The 24,071-nt window shown below is 38.3% G+C and carries 21 protein-coding genes and 1 riboswitch; of the genes, 6 read left to right on the forward strand and 15 right to left on the reverse strand.

The features are described 5' to 3' along the window. Nucleotides 1–99 precede the first annotated feature (99 nt). The gene (locus NYQ66_RS01550) at nucleotides 100–873 is read right to left on the reverse strand and encodes a TIGR01457 family HAD-type hydrolase (RefSeq protein WP_259866109.1); all 774 of its coding nucleotides are present in this window, start codon (nucleotides 871–873) and stop codon (nucleotides 100–102) included. 257 nt (nucleotides 874–1,130) lie between these two features. On the opposite strand from NYQ66_RS01550, the gene zwf reads away from it, so the two are divergent. Further along, entirely contained in the window at nucleotides 1,131–2,621 is a 1,491-nt protein-coding gene (gene zwf, locus NYQ66_RS01555) for a glucose-6-phosphate dehydrogenase (protein ID WP_259866111.1), read from the forward strand. 295 nt (nucleotides 2,622–2,916) lie between these two features. Here the strand turns inward: zwf and gndA are convergent, their stop codons facing one another. The 4 genes from gndA to NYQ66_RS01575 all read right to left on the reverse strand — a co-directional run bounded on the left by gndA (nucleotide 2,917) and on the right by NYQ66_RS01575 (nucleotide 7,767). Beyond that, complete coding sequence (gndA, locus tag NYQ66_RS01560) at nucleotides 2,917–4,335, reverse strand: NADP-dependent phosphogluconate dehydrogenase (RefSeq protein ID WP_259866113.1); 1,419 nt, start codon at nucleotides 4,333–4,335, stop codon at nucleotides 2,917–2,919. A 265-nt stretch (nucleotides 4,336–4,600) separates the two neighbouring features. Continuing rightward, on the reverse strand, nucleotides 4,601–5,344 hold the full coding sequence (locus NYQ66_RS01565) for a Cof-type HAD-IIB family hydrolase (RefSeq protein WP_259866115.1): 744 nt from the start codon (nucleotides 5,342–5,344) through the stop codon (nucleotides 4,601–4,603). Nucleotides 5,345–5,362: 18 nt separating this feature from the next. Continuing rightward, nucleotides 5,363–6,622: an MFS transporter gene (locus tag NYQ66_RS01570; protein ID WP_259866117.1), complete on the reverse strand. Its 1,260-nt coding sequence runs from the start codon at nucleotides 6,620–6,622 to the stop codon at nucleotides 5,363–5,365. A 425-nt stretch (nucleotides 6,623–7,047) separates the two neighbouring features. Continuing rightward, nucleotides 7,048–7,767, reverse strand: coding sequence for a DUF2294 domain-containing protein (locus NYQ66_RS01575; RefSeq protein ID WP_259866119.1), 720 nt, complete (start codon nucleotides 7,765–7,767; stop codon nucleotides 7,048–7,050). A gap of 120 nt (nucleotides 7,768–7,887) precedes the next feature. On the opposite strand from NYQ66_RS01575, the gene sda (NYQ66_RS01580) reads away from it, so the two are divergent. Further along, nucleotides 7,888–8,043: a sporulation histidine kinase inhibitor Sda gene (gene sda / locus NYQ66_RS01580; RefSeq protein ID WP_259866121.1), complete on the forward strand. Its 156-nt coding sequence runs from the start codon at nucleotides 7,888–7,890 to the stop codon at nucleotides 8,041–8,043. 62 nt (nucleotides 8,044–8,105) lie between these two features. Here sda (NYQ66_RS01580) and sda (NYQ66_RS01585) read toward each other — a convergent pair whose 3' ends face one another. Further along, entirely contained in the window at nucleotides 8,106–8,258 is a 153-nt protein-coding gene (gene sda, locus NYQ66_RS01585; protein ID WP_259866123.1) for a sporulation histidine kinase inhibitor Sda, read from the reverse strand. 207 nt (nucleotides 8,259–8,465) lie between these two features. Here sda (NYQ66_RS01585) and NYQ66_RS01590 point away from each other — a divergent pair, with 207 nt between their 5' ends. The 4 genes from NYQ66_RS01590 to NYQ66_RS01605 all read left to right on the forward strand — a co-directional run bounded on the left by NYQ66_RS01590 (nucleotide 8,466) and on the right by NYQ66_RS01605 (nucleotide 14,292). Next, nucleotides 8,466–8,831, forward strand: a complete 366-nt coding sequence (locus NYQ66_RS01590) for a helix-turn-helix domain-containing protein (RefSeq protein ID WP_259866125.1) — start codon at nucleotides 8,466–8,468, stop codon at nucleotides 8,829–8,831. A gap of 181 nt (nucleotides 8,832–9,012) precedes the next feature. Beyond that, nucleotides 9,013–9,088: riboswitch (glycine riboswitch) on the forward strand. A gap of 118 nt (nucleotides 9,089–9,206) precedes the next feature. Then, nucleotides 9,207–9,479: an ACT domain-containing protein gene (locus NYQ66_RS01595; RefSeq protein ID WP_259866126.1), complete on the forward strand. Its 273-nt coding sequence runs from the start codon at nucleotides 9,207–9,209 to the stop codon at nucleotides 9,477–9,479. A gap of 15 nt (nucleotides 9,480–9,494) precedes the next feature. Then, a complete protein-coding gene (locus tag NYQ66_RS01600) occupies nucleotides 9,495–10,856 on the forward strand; it encodes a PFL family protein (protein WP_259866128.1) in 1,362 nt (453 codons plus the stop codon). Nucleotides 10,857–11,229: 373 nt separating this feature from the next. Continuing rightward, nucleotides 11,230–14,292, forward strand: a complete 3,063-nt coding sequence (locus NYQ66_RS01605) for an efflux RND transporter permease subunit (protein WP_259866131.1) — start codon at nucleotides 11,230–11,232, stop codon at nucleotides 14,290–14,292. Between the two features lie 273 nt (nucleotides 14,293–14,565). Here NYQ66_RS01605 and NYQ66_RS01610 read toward each other — a convergent pair whose 3' ends face one another. The 9 genes from NYQ66_RS01610 to NYQ66_RS01650 all read right to left on the reverse strand — a co-directional run bounded on the left by NYQ66_RS01610 (nucleotide 14,566) and on the right by NYQ66_RS01650 (nucleotide 24,030). Then, complete coding sequence (locus NYQ66_RS01610) at nucleotides 14,566–15,096, reverse strand: RNA polymerase sigma factor (protein ID WP_259866132.1); 531 nt, start codon at nucleotides 15,094–15,096, stop codon at nucleotides 14,566–14,568. Nucleotides 15,097–15,326: 230 nt separating this feature from the next. Further along, the gene (locus NYQ66_RS01615; protein ID WP_259866134.1) at nucleotides 15,327–17,690 is read right to left on the reverse strand and encodes a polyprenyl synthetase family protein; all 2,364 of its coding nucleotides are present in this window, start codon (nucleotides 17,688–17,690) and stop codon (nucleotides 15,327–15,329) included. Between the two features lie 338 nt (nucleotides 17,691–18,028). After that, nucleotides 18,029–18,694 carry a deoxyribose-phosphate aldolase gene (deoC, locus tag NYQ66_RS01620; RefSeq protein ID WP_259866137.1) on the reverse strand — a complete coding sequence of 222 codons (666 nt, stop codon included), beginning with the start codon at nucleotides 18,692–18,694 and terminating at the stop codon, nucleotides 18,029–18,031. 21 nt (nucleotides 18,695–18,715) lie between these two features. Then, entirely contained in the window at nucleotides 18,716–19,117 is a 402-nt protein-coding gene (locus tag NYQ66_RS01625) for a cytidine deaminase (RefSeq protein WP_259866139.1), read from the reverse strand. 27 nt (nucleotides 19,118–19,144) lie between these two features. Further along, on the reverse strand, nucleotides 19,145–19,969 hold the full coding sequence (locus tag NYQ66_RS01630; protein WP_259866141.1) for a purine-nucleoside phosphorylase: 825 nt from the start codon (nucleotides 19,967–19,969) through the stop codon (nucleotides 19,145–19,147). A gap of 10 nt (nucleotides 19,970–19,979) precedes the next feature. Next, nucleotides 19,980–21,164, reverse strand: coding sequence for a phosphopentomutase (gene deoB, locus NYQ66_RS01635; protein WP_259866143.1), 1,185 nt, complete (start codon nucleotides 21,162–21,164; stop codon nucleotides 19,980–19,982). 38 nt (nucleotides 21,165–21,202) lie between these two features. Next, the gene (locus tag NYQ66_RS01640) at nucleotides 21,203–21,376 is read right to left on the reverse strand and encodes a XapX domain-containing protein (RefSeq protein WP_259866145.1); all 174 of its coding nucleotides are present in this window, start codon (nucleotides 21,374–21,376) and stop codon (nucleotides 21,203–21,205) included. A 107-nt stretch (nucleotides 21,377–21,483) separates the two neighbouring features. Then, a complete protein-coding gene (locus NYQ66_RS01645) occupies nucleotides 21,484–22,788 on the reverse strand; it encodes a pyrimidine-nucleoside phosphorylase (RefSeq protein ID WP_259866147.1) in 1,305 nt (434 codons plus the stop codon). A gap of 27 nt (nucleotides 22,789–22,815) precedes the next feature. Next, nucleotides 22,816–24,030, reverse strand: coding sequence for a NupC/NupG family nucleoside CNT transporter (locus NYQ66_RS01650; RefSeq protein WP_259866149.1), 1,215 nt, complete (start codon nucleotides 24,028–24,030; stop codon nucleotides 22,816–22,818). Nucleotides 24,031–24,071 lie beyond the last annotated feature (41 nt).

The following is a 24,071-nucleotide window of genomic DNA, read 5'->3' on the forward strand; positions in this document are numbered from 1 at the left end:
ATGGCTAATGACGCACTCTATACAAATTCAGTCATAAAAACTATTTTTTAGAATAATATAGCTAGCATCTACTACCTAAGGCCTATAATAGTTTTGATCTCAAGATTCATCAAATAGCCATTCTGCTAAAGTATCTATCGCATATGTTGGTTGTGTTTGTATATCAAGTAAGTGTTCCTTCGTCGTAACACCCGTATGAACGAGTAACGTATCGATTCCCGCATTAATTCCCGCAAGAATGTCTGTTGCATAATTATCACCAACCATTAACGTCTCCTCTTTAGATGTTCCGAGCACTTCTAATGCCTGATCTACGATAATAGACTCTGGCTTCCCTATGAACTTAGGCTCTACACCTGTTGTAACGGATAACACCGAGATAAGTGAACCGGCACCAGGTAAAAATCCTCTCTCTGTTGGAAGCGCAATGTCCCCATTTGTGGCCACAAACTTTGCACCAGCGCGTATATTTAACGCTCCTTTTGCCAATTTTTCATAATTAATCGTACGGTCTAATCCCATCACCACAAAGTCCGCATCTGTTTCCACAATCTCTAATCCTGTTTCTTTTAAAGCAGAGATTAACCCTTCTTCTCCAATCGGATAAACACGAGCACCTTGCTTCAATTCAGAGATGTACTTCGCAGTAGCCATGCTCGTTGTAAACACATGCTCCGTAGTTGATGGTACACCCATGCTAACTAACGTTTCAGAAACCTTACTAGGATGCTTAGTTGAATTGTTAGTTAAGAAAAGATATGGCAAGTTTCTTTTTTCAAGCTCCTTTACAAAAGTGATCGCTTCCTCTATCTTCTCTGTGCCTTTATATACTGTCCCATCTAAATCGATAAGAAATCCACGATACTTGTTCATATATATGTTCCTCCTATTATGTATTTCATTTGTTATTTCTCGTACACATGGTACTATAGTAAGTATGTCAACTAACTGAAATTATAAACTTTTTCGACATATCATGTAAAACAGTTTATCAATAACCTTACTCATGATATTGTATAATAAGTATTATATTTATGATTATTATACAAAAAAGTGTATAAACATACGTTCAACTCAAGACCGCAACATGAGACGGTCATAAAAAAATTATAGGAAGGTAGTTACGTAAAATGACAACGAATACTCCAAAAGCAGTTATTGTAATTTTTGGTGCAACAGGTGATCTAGCTAATCGTAAATTATATCCATCGATCTATAGACTTTTTCGAAATGGTAAACTGTCGGAAAATTTCGCAGTAGTTGGGGTAGCTAGAAGACCTCTAACAAACGAAGATTTCCGTAATAACGTTAAGAATTCGATTAGTCAATTTGAAGATGATAACATCGATCCAGATAAATTCGCTTCCCACTTCCATTACCACCCATTTGATGTTCAAGACTTAAGTTATTATCAAAGTTTAAATACACTATTACATTCATTAGATGAAAAGCATGAAACAGAAGGAAATCGAATCTTTTACCTTGCAATGGCTCCTAATTTCTTTGGCACCCTTGCAGCTAATCTTAAGTCAGAAGGCTTAACATCAACACAAGGTTGGTCTAGATTAGTAATTGAAAAGCCGTTCGGTCATAACTTCAAGTCTGCACAGAAATTAAACAATCAAATTCGTGAAGCATTTGATGAAGATCAAATCTATCGTATTGACCACTACTTGGGTAAAGAAATGGTACAGAACATTGAAGTGATTCGCTTTGCTAATGCAATGTTCGAACCTCTTTGGAATAATCAATTTATCTCTAATATCCAAATTACTTCTAGTGAAGTGCTTGGTGTGGAAGACAGAGGAAGATACTATGAATCATCTGGTGCGCTTCGTGATATGGTACAGAACCACATGTTACAAATGATGGCGCTTCTAGCAATGGAACCACCAATCAAGCTAACACCAGAAGAAATCAGAAGTGAGAAAGTAAAAGTGTTACGTGCGTTAAAACCGATGAGCGTAGATGAAGTAGAAGACTATTTTGTTCGTGGCCAATATGACAGAGGTATTGTTGACGGTGAAGAGAAACCTGGATATCGTGAAGGGAATTCTGTTGACCCTGATTCAAATACAGAAACCTTTGTTGCAGGTAAGTTAACAATCAACAACTTCCGTTGGGCCGGCACGCCTATCTATATCCGTACAGGTAAAAGAATGCAGCAAAAGTCAACGGAAATTGTCGTTCAATTCAAAGATTTACCAATGAACTTATATTATGATAAAGGGGAAGCCATTCATCCTAATCTATTAGTTATTCACATTCAGCCTTATGAAGGTATTACCCTTCATCTTAATGCGAAAAAAGGTGACTATGGCACGACGTCTACACCAATCTCTCTGAAATATAATAACAATGATAACAACGATAAGATGAACACACCTGAAGCGTATGAAGTGTTATTACACGATTGTATGCGTGGTGATTCAACAAACTTCACGCACTGGGACGAGGTTGCTCTCTCTTGGAAATTTGTTGATATTATTTCACAAGCTTGGGAAAACAAAAAAGCACAATTCCCTAACTACGAATCTGGATCAAATGGTCCAAAAGATTCCGATGCGCTACTTGAAAAAGACGGCTTCCACTGGTGGTCTGTTACACCAGAGGAAGAGTAAGCTTCGATATAGAGAAAAGCACCGCTGTATGCGGTGCTTTTTTTTCGTTTGTAGCCACCGCTCCTGAAATATTGATTTGTTCGAAATTTTAATCAGACATTTTAGTTATGTCCCTGCCTCTTTATCTCTTTATTCCTCTAGAAGAGTTACGCATTCTTAATTTTTGTCGTTTGGGTTCTAGCTCAGTTGGCGCATATAACTCAGGTTTAGGTGCATTTCCTAAAGGAAACTGCAAGCATCAAAAAAACTCCCTTTCAGGAACCAGAAATTTAGTTCCTAAAAGGGAGTTACTTCATTATTTCATCCACTCAGTATGGAATACGCCTTCTTTGTCCACACGTTGGTATGTGTGTGCACCAAAGTAATCACGTTGTGCTTGTAGTAAGTTTGCAGGCAGTGTTTCTGTACGATAGCTATCGTAGTATGCAAGTGCACTTGAGAAACCTGGAACCGGAATTCCACGCTCAATCGCCACAGATAACACTTTACGTAACGATGCTTGGTAGCTTTCTACGATTTCTTGGAAATAAGGATCCAATAATAAATTAGCCAAACCAGGCTCACGGTCGTAAGCTTCTTTAATTTTTTGTAAGAATTGCGCACGGATAATACAACCGCCACGGAAGATCATCGCGATATCTCCGTATTTAAGATCCCAATTGTATTCATCTGAAGCAGCACGCATTTGCGCAAAGCCTTGTGCGTAAGAAACGATTTTACTCATGTATAGTGCTTTTCTAATCGCTTCAACTAACTCATCTTTATCACCTTCAAAAGGAGTTTCCTGTGCAGAAGGTCCTTTAAGGATTTTGCTAGCTTTCACACGCTCATCTTTCATTGCAGAGATGAAGCGAGCAAATACAGATTCTGTAATGATCGGAAGTGGAACACCAAGATCTAGAGAGCTTTGGCTCGTCCATTTACCAGTACCTTTTTGACCAGCAGTATCTAGGATTACATCGATCATCGGTTTGCCAGTTTCATCATCTTTTTTCGTGAAGATGTCAGCAGTGATCTCGATCAAGTAACTATCCAACTCACCAGTATTCCAATCCGCGAATACCTCATGTAATTCTTCAGCACCTAATCCTAAAACATGCTTCATAATGAAGTATGCTTCACAAATTAATTGCATGTCACCATACTCGATCCCGTTGTGCACCATTTTAACATAGTGACCAGCACCATCTGGACCGATGTAAGTTGTACAAGCATCATCGCCAACTTTTGCAGCAATGGATTTAAGAATTGGTTCTACTAAATCATATGCTTCTTTTTGTCCACCAGGCATGATGGAAGGTCCTTTTAATGCACCCTCTTCTCCACCAGATACACCAGTACCAATGAAGTGGATACCAGTTGTTTCTAATTCTTTATTACGTCGAATCGTATCTTCATAGAATGTGTTTCCTCCATCAATAAGGATATCACCTTCATCAAGATGCGGTCGTAATGATTCAATTGTTGCGTCTGTAGCAGCACCTGCTTTGACCATTAATAAAATCTTTCTTGGTTTTTCTAAAGAGTCAACAAACTCTTCAATTGTTTTAGCACCAACAAAGTTCTTACCTGCTGCTTCGTTCGCTAAAAAGTCTTCTGTTTTTTCGTATGAACGGTTAAAAACAGATACGGAATTGCCTCTGCTTTCAAGATTTAAAGCAAGGTTTTTTCCCATTACTGCTAGTCCTACAACACCTATGTCTTGTTTTGCCATTGTTTAAGCTCCTTCCAAATTCTTTCCTTCATCCATCATAAGGTTAAATAAAAAACATATCAACTTATGTATAAGGAATAAGGAATTATTTAAACGAACAAACCCTTCAGATGGGATTTTCAGTAAGATTTTATCTCTATTTCTATCATTTTTGTTCACAAATTATCTGTGAATAAAAATCCCCCATATATAAACTTATTACAAGCGCAGTCAACCTGCAAGTAAAATCCCCTTCGAATTTCTGAATTATCGACAAATTCATTAACTATTGTAATACCCACGTGTGAATAGCATGGGCAACACCATGTTCTACATTCGATTTGGTCACCCAATCTGCCGATGCTTTTACTTGATCCTGTGCATTTCCCATTGCTACACCAAGACCACAAGCTTCTATCATTTTTATATCGTTTAAGCTATCCCCAGCTGCCATTACTTCATCCATGGATAATCCTAACCGTTTACAAACCTTTTCAATTGCCACTGCCTTATTTATTCCAACCGCATTTACTTCAATATTCGTTGGACTGGAATCACTTATTTCTAGCTCACCGAGACTCGCAAGCTCCTCCATGATTGCCATCTTTACAGATGGATCATCTGTATCATATCCAAACTTCAGCCACTGATGCACTTCCAATTCACTTGGTAGTTCACCTCTCCAAATTTGTTCTGTCGAAGTCATCCATGCATATGTTTTGTACTTTTTGTGTAATGCAACCAAGTGTTCCACTACTGCAATATCGAGTAATTGGCGATCGACTAACTCTCCAGATACAGTTCGTATTTCACTACCATTAACCGTTATTAAATAGGAGGATAGTTGTAATTGTTCTGCAAAAGCTTTACAAGTAGAGTAGTGTCTTCCTGTAGAAAAAATAACTTCCACCCCATGCTCCCTTGCCAGCTTAATCGCTTCTATGTTTTCTTGTGAAATCATATCCTGCTCACTAAGCAGGGTACCATCTAAATCCAAGGCAATTAACCGAATCTTTTTATCCTTCCGCATGTTGATCCCCTTTCCAAATCAAGTTTGAGCCAGAGATGCTTTGGTTGGCTTTCTCGCACTCCATGCACAAATGCCTCCAATGACTGGAAACAAAAGAGTGATAAGTATGATCGGTGTATAGCTTTGAAAAAGATCAAAGCCCACCCCGAATGGAAGTGGTCCGAATGCCGAACCAATTACACCAACTGTTGCTCCAACTCCATTGATACTACCAATATATTTTCTACCAAAGTAATTAGGCCAAATGATATTGAGGCCTATCCGCTCTAATCCGTTAGCAATCCCCCAGAATATACCGAAGATAATTGCGATGATGATATTGCTTGTGAAAAGAAGTAACATTAATAAAATAATTTCAATAATAAAAATACCGAGTAGTAAATAGTTTGTTTTTATCTTATCCGTGATCACACCTGATACAAATGACATGGGAATCCCAACAAATGCCATCAAGCTTAAAACCATCGCAGCAATTTCCGGTGATAATTGATTCGATCCAAATATCGATGTAATATGAAATGTAATGCCTGTATTCACTGCTCCGGGAATCCCTACGCAAACTAGGATTAGCCAAAAGGCTTTCGTTCTCATTGCTTCCTTCAACGTCCAGTCCTCTTCAGCCACTTCTACCGATGCACCTAATTTAGCATTGGAAGAGTTATGTTTATCCAACCCGTCCGGTTCTAGCCCCACGTCTTCAGGTTTATTTCGAACACCAATTAGTGAGACTGGCACAAACACAACTAACAGTAATATCCCCCAAAATTGCCACGCAAACTGCCAGCTCCACGTATGGATCAACCATGTATTAATGATAGGAAATAGTGTTGCACCCGCGAAACTTCCTAGTGTCATAATACTCAAGGCTACTCCACGCTTTTTCACAAACCATTGCGCTACTAACGTATTAGGTAATAATGTCATGCTACCTTGCCCAAGTAATCGAATGAGAAAAAAACCAATACCAAGCATCCATATATTGGAAATCCAACTGTTAAAAAAACACGCGAACGCAAAAATAACACCAATCAATACCATCATCATCCGCTGACCAAACCGATCAATGAATCGACCGATAAACATCATCATTAGTCCTGCAGCTAATGTAGCGAAAGAATATAGACTGGATACCTCTGAACGCGACCACCCGAAATCATTAATATATAGGTCAATAAACATCGAATTAGAGTATGTCTGTCCAGGACCTGAAAAAAACAACCCTAACGCACCGATAAAGACGATCACCCAGCCATAATAGATACGACCCGTTCTAATCATGTTGTACCCCTCTTTTGTTGTGCATACTAATTTATGTATATAACACATTTTTCTATCTAAAACTATATCACCAAATCACTTAATCACAAGAATCTGACCTCACCTCTTGACATGTGTATTTCTATAACGTATAATTAAAAACTGTTCGCAATAAACAAGTGAACATGTAACTTAATGGTGCAAGGGAAATTACTGGCTTTCTGCCAATGTTTTTTTATAGAAACACTTATTCACACTGGATCGGCTTCGGAGTCGTAAGGATGTAAGAGAGGTAGGGCTTACATCGTATAGGTTAAAACCAGGTGGAACTTAGACCGCGGCGGTTTAAATGAAATAGATAAAAAATACAATTTAAACTTTTTTACACCTTGTAAAAAGTTACGATAAGTAAAGGGTGCCCATTCAGATGGGCACCCTTTCGCCATTTATTTAGTGGGATTCAATATAAATAAGATAACACTCTTATCATCATCAAAATCCCAATCCACAAAAATATCGACCACTCTCGTTTCTAAATGCTGATCAAAGTAACTATTGTTATGCAATAATTTCTTCTCTAATTTCCTTTTGGCAAGCTTCAAAGTCTCCTGGTAACCATCACGTATGAGTTGTTTTTCAATATTAACTAAGATACCATTACGGATTATGAGTAATGTTCTATTATTTAATAAAAATGACTTTAGTTCATCCGGCACTCTTTGTGCAACTTTACTCAAGTGGATGACTTCTTTTTCTACTCCTTCTTTCCCCTTATAATCATTCCTTAATGGGATATCACTTTTCGTATCTTCTGAACTAATACAGGTGAACATGGCACTTTTGTTATGTAAAGACCAATCATAAAAAAACTTATCAACACTCATCCCAGTGAGTTGTAAAAGGTTTGCTTTTATTTCAGGAATTAGTGTCGACATAACTAAGTCCCTTGTCTCTTCCACAACTGACTGATTTCTTTGTGTTAATAAGACTTTTTCTGTCGGCGAAACAAAATTTCGGATATAAATGGTTATATACATGTCATTAATTGACGTATGTACGGATTCCGGCCCCTTGCCGAAGTTATCTCTTAGCGTCTTACTAATATAGCTACTAACCCTTGCCGTTACATCTGATTGGTCCATTTGTTTCAACCCTTCCATTCTCATTAGCTATTCCTAGCATGCACCAATTGGCAAAAATTACACTTGGAAGATAACAGAATCCATTTTATACTAAACATAGGTGAAGGGATAGAATGCCATTCGCTAAAGGGGAATTTGTTTACTTTGAACTTTATAAGTGATCGATTGCTTGTCGAATTGTATGTCAAGGCAGTAACGTTAGAATATAGTGATGAAATAATCACGCATTTAGAAAAAGAGATAAAACTGAGGGAAATCAGCCTTGAAGAGGTTTTAAATTGTGGAGAGCATGGGTATTAAGCTACTATAATGTATAACAGGTCACAAAAAAATACTTACATCTATAAAGGATGGCTCTCCCTTCATCCTTTGTTTAAACTATGCTCACTTGCTATACTTACGTTTCTATCTTGTAACTCCTTTTCTAGTAATTTAATAAAATCTGCGTCTAATTTTAAATCTATTGCTTTCTTGTAAGCAGCGATTAACTTTTGATTCGTTAAACTTTCAAACATTATAATCACCTCGTAGATTATATATTGATCTTCCTATCTAAGAATAAGGAAGTGATTCGTTCTAAAATATGTACACGTATCTTAATCACATACAATATATCATAACACCAATACTTATAGTATTTCAATAAACGAAAAATAATATCTCTAGTATCTTCGAATGTTTTCAAATAGAAGGTATATTTTTATAAGAGGTGACGCTTAACAATGCCTAAAACAGAATTAGCCAAGATTGTTGGTGAGCGAATTCGCTCATTAAGAAAAAAACAAAAACTAAGTCAAGAAGAATTAGCCCATCTCGCCGCTATTCACCCCACCTATATCGGTCAATTGGAAAGAGGCGAAAAAAACGTAACGATTGATACGTTAGAAAAAATCACAAATGCTCTAAACATCTCACTTGAGGAGTTGTTTCGCTTCTCTGGACTAAATAAAGATGTCGATGGTGCCATCGTTCAATTGAACAAACATTTGTCAGAATTTAGTGATCAAGATAGGGAAACTTTATTAGATATGATTAATATCTTAATCGATTGGAGAGACCGGACGAACAAAGAGCAACCAAGTGGTTAACAGGTACGAACTGTTTGCCCATTTGGTTATTTATCTATTTACCGGAACGAAACTTCTTTCGTTTCATTTTTTCCGGATCACTATTTTGTATTTACGTTGACTTACTCATATGGAACTGATAATATCACTATAATCAATTACATACTAGTTAGCGATGAAGGTTATGGATAACACTATAATTGGAGCAACTTCTGGAGAGTCCGTTATAACGGCGCCGAAGGATTCACAATCTCAGGCAACAGGACAGAAGATGAATCTTCGTGATTTTATTTTCTTATGACCTGCCAAGATTGGAATGTATCCAATCTTTTTTTATTGGCTATCGATAAATAGGATTTTTCAGGTAATCATGTATACAAATGTGAGGTGATGAACATGCAAAAACGTGCAGTTGTCAGTGTTGTCGGGAAGGACCAAGTAGGAATTATCTCTAAAGTAACCACCGTTTTGGCAGATAATCAGATGAACATATTGGATATCAGTCAAACGATCCTGCAAGATTTCTTTACGATGATTATGCTTGTAGATGTAACGGATTTAAGCAACTTAGAGGAGCTTGAAAAAGAGTTTCAACCTGTTGAAAAAGAGCTAGGTCTTAAAGTAAGCATACAACTAGAAGATATTTTCCAAGCTATGCACCGAGTTTAAAAAGGAGCGATGATCGTGTCTATTGCATTTACTGAGATTCAAGAAACGATTCGAATGGTTCAGATGGAAAGCCTTGATATACGAACGATCACCATGGGAATAAGTTTACGCGATTGTGCAGACTCCGATTTCGAAAAAATGAATCAGAGAGTCTATGACAAAATCACCTCTTATGCAGGCCAGTTAAGACCTGTCGTAGAACAAGTTGAAAAAGAATATGGTGTACCGATCATCAACAAACGTATTGCTGTTTCTCCTGTTGCGGAAATTCTAGGAAATGCTAATGTGGAACAAGCGATCACCTTAGCGAAAACATTAGATAAAGCTGCTGAGGATTTAGGTGTTGATTTTCTTGGTGGCTACTCAGCCCTTGTACATAAAGGCATTGCAAAAGGGGATCAGGTACTACTCGATGCTCTACCAGAAGCTTTAAGCGTGACAAATCGTGTCTGCTCATCTATTTCAGTCGGCACAACCAAAACAGGCATTAACATGGATGCCGTTCGTCAAATGGGAAAGATCATAAAAGAAACAGCAGTGAAAACAAAAGACAATAACGGCATTGGCTGTGCAAAGCTCGTTGTCTTTTGTAACCCAGTCGAAGATAATCCATTTATGGCAGGAGCTTTCCACGGTTCTGGAGAAGGCGAAGCTGTCATTAGCGTTGGGGTAAGTGGACCAGGTGTAGTTCTTAATGCTTTAAAACGATTCCCAGATGCCGATTTAGGTCAGGTCTCCGATATTATTAAAAAAACGGCTTTTAAGATCACACGAGCTGGTGAGTTACTTGGTCGCGTAGTAGCAGAAAGACTTAATGTACCATTTGGAATAATGGATTTATCCTTAGCACCAACCAATGCAATGAATGATAGTGTTGCTGAAATTTTAGAAGAAATAGGGTTAGAGCGTGTCGGTACACATGGTACGATCGCTGCACTTGCCTTAATGAATGATGCCGTCAAAAAAGGTGGCGCCATGGCGAGTTCCTATGTTGGCGGGCTTAGCGGTGCATTTATTCCAGTTAGTGAAGATAACGGAATGATTAAAGGGATTGAAGATGGCGCGCTAACCTTATCTAAGCTTGAAGCGATGACGTGTGTTTGTTCCGTTGGCTTGGACATGATTGCACTTGATGGCAACGTTAGTCCTGAAACTTTATCAGCTATTATAGCGGATGAAGCTGCGATTGGTATGATCAACAAAAAAACCACCGCAGTCCGCGTTATACCTGTTGTAGGAAAAAGCGAAGGAGAAACGGTTGAATTTGGTGGCTTACTTGGCCGCGCACCAGTAATTGGTGTCAATCCGTATGGTTCCGAAAAGTTTATTAAGCGTGGCGGGCGTATTCCAGCTCCATTACAGGCTTTGATTAACTAAATAAATGCTAGTGTTAAGGCTCTCGAGTTTATTCGAGAGCTTTTTTTGTTTTGAAGGGTTGCTTGATTCCATTGCCGTTTTTTAACACGACTTCCCCCGCTTTGCGACGCGCACTTTTCACTTTCTCTGACTTTTGCGTCGCTTCCCCCGCTTTGTGACGCGCACTCTGCACTTTTTCTCACTTTCGCGTTGTTCTCTCAACGTAATCAACCAAAAACTACGACCAGAGGCTTAGATAAAATACATCTCTGGATCATTTTGGAAAAATCCCATCAAGATTATGATTATCCATGGATAAAGAAATTAGTGAAAAAATACTCACGACCGTGATTGAGTATAAAACAAATTAGAAAAACGAAAGGTGAGGTTCAGTATGAATTTAATTAAGTTTATCGTGCAAAGAAAGATTTTAGTCGGGTTAATGGTCGTTCTTGTGTTTTTTGTAGGAAGCTTCGCGATAATGAAGTTAGATAAGGAACTTATGCCATCTATTACATTTGATGGTGCCTATGTAAACATCGATGCAGGAGAAATGTCAGCTATTGAAGTGGAACGTAATATTACGAATCCCTTAGAAAAACAAATTTTAGGTATCGATGGTGTCGAAGGGGTACAATCTGTATCTAACATCGGTGTCAGCTCGATGAATATAACATTAGCAAGTGGCCAAGGAGATGCAATATTTAAAGATATAGAGTCGCTTGTGCTTGCCTCAACTTCAAATATGACAGGTATTAAGGATGTACAAACAGATCAAGTTAGCATGGATAGCAGTTATGAATTCTTTATGGACGTTTCTGGTGGTGAAATGGAAGAGATGACTGCCTTTGCAAAAGATATCTTAGAGCCACGTTTAGAAGAACTACCTGAAGTGAGAGATGTAATGTTAGGTGGTTTATTAGAACACGAAATGGCAGTAGAATTTGACCGTGATGAAATAAGTGAACGCGGTTTAGATGTGATGCAAGTAATGTCCGTAATCCAACAAGCAAATAGTGAAGCAACGCTTGGAGAAGTACAAGAGAATAAAGACACTGCATCCGTTCGGTGGAACACAAAATTAACAAGTGTAGATGATGTAGAATCGATTAAGATTCCTACTGCAACTGGGCATATCACATTAGATGAAATCGCAAATGTATCATTAAAGCCATTAGAAGCATCTTCATTTGTTTGGAAAGATGGTAGTAAGGATTTAGTGTTTGTCCAAATTGGAAGAACTTCTGATGTAACACAAATTGAGTTGGCAACCGCCGTTCGTGCGGAGATTGAAAACATTCGTGATGATGGTTTAGTGAGTAATTTCGAGTTAAATGAAATGGTTGCACAGGCAGATTACGTGGAGGATGCGATTAACGGTGTAACGAGTAATATTTTAATCGGAGCTGTTATAGCCGTTGTTATCTTACTACTCTTCCTTAGAAATGTTCGAGCTACGATTATTGTTGGTTTATCCATACCAACATCGGTATTACTGACATTCACCGCAATGTGGCTATTCGATTATAGCTTTAATATGCTTTCCTTAATAGGTCTTGGCTTAGGTATTGGAATGATGGTAGACTCATCCATCGTTATTCTCGAATCTATCTATCGCAAAAAAGAACAAGGATTAAATAATCTACAGGCAGTAACCCAAGGAACAAAAGAGGTTGCAACAGCCGTTATTGCTTCGATGCTAACAACCATTGTAGTGTTTTTACCAATTGGAATGATTGGCGGAGAGGTCGGTCAGTTTATGATCATCTTGTCTGTCATTGTAGCTGCGACATTAATTAGCTCGGTTATCATATCATTCTCTTTGATTCCAGCACTTTCAGATAAGTTCTTGAGAGTTAACAACAAAAAGAAAAAGGCCCAGAAGCAAGGGAAGCTTGTGAAAGGATATAACCGAATTGTTTCATGGGTCGTAAGAAAGAAGCGATACAGTCTAGCAGTTGTTGGATCGTTTGTATTAATTTTTGTTGGATCTATGTTTTTTGTAACGAAAATTCCGATGACGATTATGCCAGATGTATTGAATCGATATAACGAAATTTTGATCGATGTGGAAACTGGTTTAACAGCAAATGATAAAGAAGATTTAGCATTGAGAATAAATGAAGAGCTGAGTTCCATTCAGGATGTAACATCTAATTATGTGATGGATAATGGTGACGTTTTATACGCCGTAATCAATATGACAAAAGGGGACGATGTAACGAGAGACCAAGATGACGTCAATGAAGAAGTATTTCGTACTTTACGTGACTTACAAGATGAATATCCTGTAGATGGTGTGCATAGCGCTATGAATGGCGGCGGAGGATCACCTGTTCAGATTAATATTAAAGGTGAAGACTTTACCGAATTACAAAATGTAACAGACAGTTTCACAGGAAAACTTTCTAGCATTGATGGAATCGTTGGGATTACCAATTCTATGGAAAGAACTTCTGCTGAGCAAATTATAGAATTAAATCAAGCAGAAATAGATGAGGCAGGATTGTCAGAGTTGCAAATCAAACAATATGTAGAACAGGCCTTTCTAAACACGCCTGTAGGAGAAATGACTGTAGATGATGAAAATGTACCGCTTTCTATTCGATGGGATCAACAAACGGTGACAAAAGAAGACCTATTAGATATTGAAGTTCCGACTGCTCAAGGGCTAGAACCACTATCTACATTTATCGAGCTAACAACAGTTGAAACACCTAATTCCATTACGCATGTTGATGGGGAGCGTTATATCTCTGTGTCAGCTGATATTGAAGGAAAAGACCTTGGTACCATCAATCGTGAGGTACAACAATTAATCAATGATTTTGAATCGGAAACACCACAAGGATATACTGTAGCTGCAGCTGGTGACATTGAACAGCAACAAGAGTTAATGCAGGAAATGTTAATCGTTTTAGGTCTAGCTATATTCCTTGTTTACCTTGTTATGGCTGTACAGTTTAATCACTTGGTTCACCCAATCGTAGTCATGTCGGTTATCCCAATGACAATCGTTGGTGTGATCATCGGATTATTCTTAACGCAACAAGAATTGAGCATGATGTCTGGGATGGGTATTATCATGTTAATTGGGATCGTGTTAAATAATGCAATTTTATTAATTGACCGTACCAATCAATTACGCAGCAAAGGACTCACTGTCCCTGCAGCATTGGTTCAAGCTGGTTCTGATCGAATCAGACCAATCTTCATGACAACGTTAACTACTGTTGGTGGTATGTTACCTTTAGCATTAGCTTCAGGATCCGCAGGTAACTATCAAGCACCAATGGCAACAGCAATTATTTCGGGATTACTTTTCGCAACATTTATTACGTTGTTGTTAATCCCTGCTGTGTATCGACTGTTTAGTAAAAAGGAAAAACAACAACAACCGGAAGAAAAGAAGATCGAAAATATCGAGCAATTACCAGCAAAATCAATTTCTTTATAATTATAAAAGACTAATGAAGAGTTCCGTACAATTGTACGGAACTCTTTTCTTTTTTTATGACTGCACACTCTTAATCCCACTTCGACCACGCAGCCTCAATATGGTTACCTGTTGGATCAGTAATTACAAAGTATTTTGCATCTTCCCCACGGCTAATGATTTCACTAACATCAACACCATTACACTTTCAATAAAAAAAGCGCCAATCCTTTAAGGATCAACGCTTTATCTATAATGTTTTTGCATCGGTTATATACGCTACATAATCTAATGTTATAGATTTACCTTTTGCGCAACCTTCCTTTTACCTCTCAGGATTCTAACTTTAATTGTTGAGGTGTTCATACCCATTACGTCAGAAATCTCTTTATAGCTTAAGAATTGTTGAAAATGTAGCATCATCGGAACTTGATATTTATCATCTAATTCCTGCATCTTAGAAATTACATGTTCATATTCCATCTTCTTCACTAGGTTCTCTTCTACATTACAAGTAAACCCATCATAGAGCTTTTCTGCTTTTAGTAACGAAAATTTACTTTGCCAACACGCATGCTTTCTCGCTAAGTCCCTAGCTGTATTTAACGTGATCTTATATAACCAAAAGTGAAAGGTCGGTACCTCCACTTGATCAATAAAACGATAAACCTTTATAAAAACCTCTTGGATTAGATCTGGTATATCATCGTGAGGAAATTTAATTGAGAAAGCATAACGTTCAACAATTGGACTATACTTTAATACAACTTGTTCAATAGCCTGTGGACAGCCTTGCTTCGCATCTTGAATTAAATTCTCATCCATATCTCTTCCCCAACCCCACTATTTTACCTATATTTTACCATATAGATAAGGACAAGATATACGATATTTCGGAATAAAACGACAATAGAACTAGAGGAATCTTGTTAAATGGATAAACAGTTAAATATACATAGCAAAAACAGACTTAACTTATACTACTTTCCACAAAACCATGACACTTAATAGGTATTATTACCCAATACATGATTACGAGATTACAAGTTGAGCCATTAATGATCTCGGTTCACGATATAATGCAAAAAGTGTTTTAAAAAGGGAGTTTTAGGACTGATTTCATATAACAATTCGAGTGCAGTACAGTAATGTTCCCACATTTCCTTTTTCGCACCTTCCACACCAAGTACAGATACATACGTAGACTTGTCATGATCCACATCATTCCCAATTGGTTTTCCTAATGTTTGCTGGTCTCCTTCTACATCAAGCAAATCATCCTTTATCTGAAAAGCAATCCCTGCATGATAAGCAAACGTTTTCCAAGCTTTGATTTCAGTATCATTAGCTTGAGCAAGAATCGCCGGCATGATTAGGGACGCTTCAAATCCTATACCCGTTTTATAAAAGCACATTTGATTCAAGGCCTGTAAACTAAGGCGCTTACCTTTCGCCTCTAAATCCATCACCTGGCCCTTACACATATCAGCTGTCATTTGTGCTGTATATTGAATCAATTGCAGTACTACTTTCGAGTCAAATTGATCTAAGCATGTTTGTTCTTCAATTGCCTTTTGCGTTAAAAAGAGTCCCGTCAATTCCGCAACTGCAACATTGTGTACTTCATGAAGCGTTGGATTTCCTCTACGTATAGAAGCATTATCTTGGGATGGTAAATCATCAAAGATCAGTGAAGCTGTATGCATATATTCAAGTGATTTCAGTAAAGGCACAATCGCAGACGCTGATAATCCGAATTCCTTCACTCCCATCACCCACGTTAGGATCGGACGCAATCTTTTCCCATCGCCTATTAAACTATAATTTGCCCCGTCCACAATATTGTCATCAGACAATGGACCTTTTGCAATAGGTAAATGCGTATTTACTTGTTCTCGTACTTTCTCAATAATGTCTAAAAATTCTTCCTGTTCTTGCTTTTGATCTTTCAACGATAGAATAATATGGTCTCGAAGCAACTTATCAAAAAAATCAACTTCATCCGCTTTTCGAACCAGCTGTTGAATCATATGATTAAATGCAGAGTGGCCAGAAGAAAACAATTGCATGACTTCGTTGTATGTTTTACTTCCCATTCTATTTTTATAGCGCTTCAGGCCATTAATTGCTCGATCTAAAATTACTTCACATGTCTTCGGATCATTGTGATAGACTTCATGAATTAAATGAGAAATTACCGTCCAATATAACTCAAATGGATTGATAAGGTCTGGTCGACTCTCGTGATAGGTAAGATAATACGTGTAAGGTGTTACTGCTCCTTCTTTTAAATCATCAAACATATCGGTAAAATCATCTGCTAACTGATTATAGATCCCATAATAGAAAGTACGACGATCAAAACCTTGGTCTTCTTCCGCACTAATGACCGATCGAACAATCAACCTAGAAGATGATGATTTTAAAATGATTGGTATAAAAAGCTCTTCATTCGTGTAATTCCGATTGGACAAATCCTTATCGCGATCTACTTCCTGCGCGTGAAAAAAAACGTAAGATTGCTCAAAAAACGCATCAATTGTCTCCGGATTCTGATGTCTCTTAATGTACTCAAAGGCTTCTTTTAGCTCTGCATGAATAAAATCTATGAGACCCTTATTCTTTCCTTGCCATTCTCCTAACTTCGGAACATTTCTTGTAACTAGTGACGTCCGGATTAAATTCGAATACCTTTTTTCTTCTTGTGGTGTAAGAATATTTGCATCCAAAAGATCATCAATAAAAGGATACGTGAGTCCATAGGAATAACCTAATCGAATTGCCTCATCTACTTTTTTCGAACGTACTTTTCCTGTGATGCTATCATCCATTTCTTCCACCGCGTGCATAATGACCCCGGCGATCGTTTTTATTAACTTGCGTTGTGCATGGTCAGCATCCATTCCAACCGGAATATGATCACTTACACGTTTCAGTTTATGGAGCACCCACATGGTAGCGGATTCTACGCCTTCTTTTTGTGCCCAACGATACAAACCACTCTGATTAAAACTATCCGCCTCATCACTAGGTTCAGACAGTATGTGCTCTTTTATCTTTTCAACAGCTCGCGTGATACTTGCCTGGGTATCCATTTCATCTAACGCTTTCCCTAAATCTCTCATATAGATATAAGAAATACTTCGATCGAGGTAATGATCAAGCTTACCCGTTTTACTTAACCATTGGATATATGCATAATAACCTAGTCCTTCTGCTCTTTTCTTCCCGAATGAAAAAGGAGCAAAATGTAACGGGTGACGAATATGGGTTTTTTTCCATGTATGAAAATCTTGTGTAAGGGTCGGGATATACCCCTTCTCTATCACTTGACTATATAACGATTCAAAGTACCTTATGGCCTTCTCTTCCGCTTGTCGGTAACTTGACTCTGTATGCGTGATAATCGGTTGATTCATTATACATAACCTCGATTTATGATCTAGATTTTAATTAATAAGGAATACGAAATAACCTGTGTATTTGTTTCAAGTTATTCACGCTCTCTATCTTCTATTCTAACATTCACTACGCCAATGCGATTACACTTCCCAACAAATAATATTAAACTTTCTCACATATTAGAAAAACTCGCATTCGCTCGTCCTTTAGCGAATGTGTTAGCTTTTCTTATACTTGGTACTACTTAAATTTTTCACTACGTCGAATGACTTCCTAGCTAAAAATTTATACTTTCTTAACGTACAAAAAAAGGCAACCTATAATATAGATTGCCTTCATCCAGCTACACTTTTATTTAATAATCGCTATTAGAAACTTCACCTTTTACAATTGCTACACTCGCACTTGCGCCAATTCTTGTAGCACCTGCTTCAATCATGGCGAGCGCACCCTTTTGGTCTCTTACACCGCCTGATGCTTTGACCCCTAGATCTGGTCCAACTGTTTCGCGCATTAACTTAATATCTTCTACCGTTGCTCCACCAGTGGAGAATCCGGTAGATGTTTTCACATAGTCTGTGCCTGCTTTAACAGCTAGCTGACATGCTCTCACTTTTTCTTCATCTGTTAATAGACTTGTTTCAATGATCACTTTAACTAACGCTTTACCTTTTGCAACATTAACTACTGCTTCTATATCTTTTTGGACAGCTTCATCATTTCCGTCTTTTAACATACCAATATTGATCACCATGTCTACTTCTGTTGCACCTTTTGCAATTGCGTCTTTCGTTTCCAATGCTTTTACAGCAGAAGTGGAAGCACCTAATGGAAACCCAATAACCGTACAAACTTCTACTTCGGAATCTTTAAGTAGTGAAGCTGCTTCTTCTACCCAAGTAGGATTTACACAAACGGAGTAAAAACCATTTTCCTTTGCTTCTTGGCATACTGTAACAATCTGCTCTTTTGTTGTATCTGCTTTTAATACGGTATGATCAATCATCTTTGCTATGTTCATTTTTGATCCCCTTTCATACATTTAGTTTTTTGTTAAATCACTCGGCGAGAATGCACCTGGAAGTAAATCCGCTACCGATGTTTCATATTCGTCTTCTTTCATGTTTGCTAAAACTACCTTCATTTCTGGCGCACACAGCTCGGAAATAACTTGGCGACAAGCACCACATGGAGAAACAGGGTTGTCTGTATCGGCAACCACTACAAGGGTATCAAAGGTTCTTTCTCCATCGGAATAGGCTTTAAATAAAGCTGTACGCTCTGCACAATTACACATCGAATACGCTGCATTTTCGATATTACACCCATGATAAATTTTACCATCGGTTGTACGTAATGCAGCACCTACTTTAAATTTAGAGTACGGTACATAAGCTTGTTCTCTTGCCTTTTTCGCCTCTTCAATCAAATGTTTGTTCAACATTTTAGTCACATCCCTTTGCCCTTAGGATTAGTTGTTTTTCATGTTATTTACTAGCTGTTTTACAAAGCTTAAAAACACTTCTCTTACTTTCTCCGTTGTCTCGATTACTTCATCATGCGTTAATGGTTGATCCAAAATACCTGCTGCCATGTTGGATATACAAGAGATTCCAACGACTTCCATACCTGCATGACGCGCCACGATTACTTCTGGTACAGTTGACATACCAACCGCATCTGCCCCTAATTGATGAAGCATACGAACTTCAGCTGGTGTTTCGTAGCTAGGTCCACTATTCCAAACATAAACACCTTCTTTAAGACTGATCGATAGGTCCCCGGCTACGCGACGTGCAAGGTCTTGCAAGTCCTTCGAATATGCAGTTGACATATCAGGAAATCTTACACCAAGCTCATTATTGTTAGGTCCGATTAGGGGGTTTGCTCCTGCATTATTAATGTGATCGGTTATTAGCATTAAATCACCTGGATCTAGTTCCGGGTTAACTGCACCCGCTGCATTTGTAACGACAATAGACGCAATGCCTAATTCTTTCATCACGCGAACAGGAAACGTAACCTTATCTAAGTCATAGCCTTCATAGTAGTGAAAACGACCTTGCATTGCTAATACAGGCATTCCTTGTAATTCACCAATCACAAGTTGACCTGCATGTCCTTCCACAGTGGAAACTGGAAAACCTGGAATGGTATCATACTTAATTTTAACTGGATTCGTAATTTCATCTGCTAACATACCTAAGCCAGAACCTAAGATCAGTCCTACCTTTGGTTGATGATTAATTTGTTCTGAAATAAAGCTAGACGCTTTTCTGATTGCTTCTATTTGCATTTCCATTCTCCTAACCTTTTATATGATCTAAGAAACTTGTTCCGTACGCTGGTTTTCTTATAGAAAAGTTATCGGCAATCGTTGCGCCAACATCCGCAAAAGTCTCTCTAACCGGTAATTCCGTTCCCGCTTTGATTCCTGTATGGTGTACTAAAAGTGGTACGTATTCTCTTGTGTGATCGGTACCATGATGAACAGGATCATTTCCGTGGTCCGCCGTTATAATTAGCAAGTCATCTTCACGCATTTTCGCAAACACTTCTGGTAATCGCGCATCAAAATCCTCTAAAGCATCCCCATACCCTTGTGGATCACGGCGGTGACCATAGATTGCATCAAAGTCTACTAAATTTAAAAAGCTTAGACCAGTAAAGTCTTGATCCATGGAAGCGAGTAACTTATCCATGCCGTCCATGTTAGAGACTGTTCTGACTGCTTCTGTTACGCCTTCTCCATCATAAATATCAGCAATTTTGCCAATCGATAAAACATCATAGTTTGCATCCTTCAATTCATTCATGACTGTACGATCAAATGGTTTTAATGCATAGTCATGACGATTTGGCGTGCGTTCCCATGCTCCTGGTTTACCTACAAATGGTCTAGCAATCACTCGACCTACCATGTATTCCGGTGCTTTTGTTAATTCACGTGCAATCTCACATATTTCGTACAACTCTTCTAAAGGTACTACTTCTTCATGTGCTGCAATTTGTAAAACGGAATCGGCTGAAGTATATACGATTAGATCCCCTGTCTCGATATGCGCTTCTCCAAGTTCATCTAGAATTCCTGTACCTGAAGCAGGCTTATTTCCGATTATCTTTCTCCCTGTCTTTGCTTCGATTTCATTGATTAATGCGTCAGGGAATCCATCAGGAAAAGTCCGAAACGGTGTATCAATATGAAGTCCCATAAGCTCCCAATGTCCTGTCATTGTATCTTTACCCGCAGAAGCCTCTTGCATTTTCGTAAAATGCGCAAGCGCCTTGTCTGCTTTATTAATTCCTTTTATTTCACGGATGTTACTTAAACCTAACTTCGCGATATTTGGCATGTTTAGTCCATTTTTATGTTCAGCTATGTGACCAAGCGTATCTGCCCCACGATCATTATACTTTTCTGCATCAGGGGATTCTCCAATTCCGACTGAGTCCATAACGATTAAGAAAACACGTTTAAACTTAGATTCCATCAAAAATTCCTCCTCTTTCTTATTAAGTTACCGATCTCTTATGCTTGAAAAAATGTTCTTGCTAACCAATCTACTAACACGCCTCCACTATATACCCCAACAATACCTAGTACGCCAGCAAGTACTGGTGGTGCCGGAAGTGGTAATTTCAATACCTTAAATGCAATACCAATTACTAACCCCGCAAGTAAACTTAATATTAATTCTTTCATTATTTTTCTCTCCTCGTTGTATAGTCGTAGAACTAATTTGTAAGACGTCCTACCTCTAGTTGTCTAAAAATAGGATCCACTTCTCATGGATCCTATCAAAATTTTGCTTATGCTCGAATTATATCATACACCAACTGATTCGTCTCGACAACTTCTTTTGATATCGTATAAGATTGATAGATCTTTTCGATAACTTCGGCTACATCTTCACGATTACTATGAATCGTTACAAGCGAATCTCCTTTTGTTACCTGTTCCCCAACCTTTTTATTAAGCACCAAACCAACTGCTAAATCGATGACATCATCCTTTGTTGAACGACCAGCGCCTAAGATACTTGCAGCAATTCCAATTTCATCTGCCACAATCGCAGCGATCACACCATCTTCTTTGGCTTCCACTTCAAACGTGTAGTTTGCTGTTGGTAGTTTGCTAGGGTCATCAATCACTGACGCATCTCCACCTTGAGAAGCAATAAACGTCTTAAACTTTTCAATCGCTTCCCCAGATTCCATCGCGTGCTCTAACTTCTCTCTTGCAGCTTCGATTGTATCTGCTTTCCCTGCTAAATATACCATTTGACTGCCAAGTGTTAGACATAATTCATGAAGGTCTGCAGGTCCTTGTCCTCTTAACGTATCGATCGCTTCTTTCACTTCTAAAGCATTCCCAATCGCAAATCCTAGTGGTTGATCCATGTCAGAAATAACCGCAATTGTATTACGTCCAGCACCATTGCCAATCTCAACCATAGCTTGTGCAAGTGCTCTCGAGTCTTCTAGTTCCTGCATAAATGCACCAGATCCAGTCTTCACATCTAGTACAATAGCATCTGCACCAGAAGCAATTTTCTTACTCATGATCGAACTTGCGATTAACGGAATAGAATTGACCGTTGCCGTAACATCACGTAAGCCATATAACTTTTTGTCAGCTGGTGTTAAATTACCGCTTTGGCCTACAACTGCTACTTTATTTTTATTGACTAACTCATTAAATGTTTTACTATCTAATTCTACTTTAAAGCCTTCAATTGATTCCAATTTGTCGACGGTACCACCAGTATGTCCTAGGCCTCTTCCAGACATTTTTGCTACTGGTACACCAACAGCCGCAACAAGTGGAGCTAAGATTAGCGTTGTTGTATCACCAACTCCGCCTGTACTGTGCTTATCGACTTTAATTCCTTCGATATCGGATAAGTCGATTTGATCACCTGACTCTACCATTGCCATGGTAAGGTGGACTCTTTCTTCTGTCGTCATATCTTGAAAATAAATCGCCATTGCCAAGGCAGACATTTGATAATCAGGAATATCCCCGTTCGTATATCCTTTTATAACAAAATCTATTTCTTCTTTCGATAGTGCTTCACCATTTCTTTTTTTACTTATAACATCTACCATTCTCATTATATCATCATCCTTTTTGATCGTGTATTAGAAGAACATACCTGCGACTGCTGCACTTAATAATGACGCAAGCATACCAGCCGCCACCGCACGAAGTCCTAGTTTTGCAATATCAGCACGACGGTTTGGCGCAAGTCCACCAAGACCACCTAATAGAATTGCCATCGAGCTTAAGTTCGCAAATCCACATAACGCAAAACTTACTACTAGTACTGTTTTTTCAGATAACGCTGCGATCTCAGGTGCAAATGCTGCATAAGCAACAAATTCGTTTAATACAAGTTTCTGACCGATAAAGCTACCTGCAGTAACTGCCTCTGACCAAGGTACCCCTATTGCAAAAGCAAGTGGGGAGAAAATATATCCTAGGATACTTTGTAGTGTTAGGTCTTCAGCACCAAACAAGCCACCAATTCCTCCTAATATTCCATTGATTAGCGCAATTAATGCAATGAACGCAAGTAGCATTGCACCAACGTTTAATGCTAATTTCAAACCATCTGAAGCACCTTTTGCTGCAGCATCAATCACATTCGTTGTATCTTTATCTTTCTCTAACTTTAATTCATCGGATGTTTCAGATTTCTCTGTTTCAGGAATCATGATTTTTGCCATGACTAGGCCTGCAGGTGCTGCCATGAAACTCGCCGCCAGTAAGTACTCTAACGGTACACCCAATAATGAGTAACCAATTAATACAGAACCCGCGACAGAAGCAAGGCCTCCTGTCATAACAGCAAACAACTCGGAATTGGTCATTTTTGACAAGAACGGGCGTACTACTAATGGTGCCTCTGTTTGCCCAACAAAAATGTTTGCTGCGGCAGATAATGATTCCGACTTACTCGTTCCTAATAGCTTTGATAGTCCTCCGCCAATAATCTTAATGATCCATTGCATAATTCCTAGGTAATACAAAACAGAAATTAGTGCGGAAAAGAAGATAATAACCGGTAGGATATGAAATGCAAAAATCGTACCAAATTCATCACTATCTGCTAGGGATCCAAATAAGAAGCCAATTCCCTCGTTTGCATAATCAATAACATTTTGGACTAAAAGGGTTAACTTCTTTAAAGCATTTCGTCCAGCTTCCCACTCTAATACGATAAAAGCAAAAAATATTTGGATTGCCAATCCACCAAGAATCGTTCTTAAATTAATCGCTTTCTTTTTTGTTGAGAAAAGGAATGCAATGGATAAGACAACGATAATACCTAATATACCCCATAATAAGTTCATTTTGTTCACTCCATTTTTTATAATGTTTTTATGTCTTCATC

The organism is Aquibacillus koreensis, assembly GCF_025154055.1.
In the GTDB taxonomy this organism is placed as follows: domain Bacteria; phylum Bacillota; class Bacilli; order Bacillales; family Amphibacillaceae; genus Aquibacillus_C; species Aquibacillus_C koreensis.